At 51.8% G+C, this 251-nt stretch carries 1 protein-coding gene; it reads right to left on the bottom strand.

Annotation, left to right across the window (positions count from 1 at the left end; all coding sequences use genetic code 11):
- Window positions 1–11: 11 nt before the first annotated feature.
- Window positions 12–251 (bottom strand): transposase (locus tag Q4519_RS21940; protein ID WP_303516089.1); only part of this gene is annotated, 240 nt, incomplete at its 5' end.

Raw genomic sequence — 251 nt, forward strand, 5'->3', positions numbered from 1 at the left:
ATGTGATTGAACTACCTCGGTCGGCTGATGCCAATGCATTGCATGCTGTGCTGGCAACACGGGCAAGTGCGCGTGGGCTGGCTCATAGGCTCAATCCCCAGTAGCAGCTGCAACAGTGGCAGTAATAGGCATTGTATTTGATGCAAGATGGCTTTGGCGTTACCGCGTAAAAAACCGTAATCGCGTGCGCGTTGTAACCCCTTGGGCAGCACGTGTTGCAACATTAACATCAAGAACTTCAGTGTTGGCAG

The organism is Motilimonas sp. 1_MG-2023, assembly GCF_030547455.1.
Taxonomy (GTDB): domain Bacteria; phylum Pseudomonadota; class Gammaproteobacteria; order Enterobacterales; family CBDFNC01; genus Motilimonas.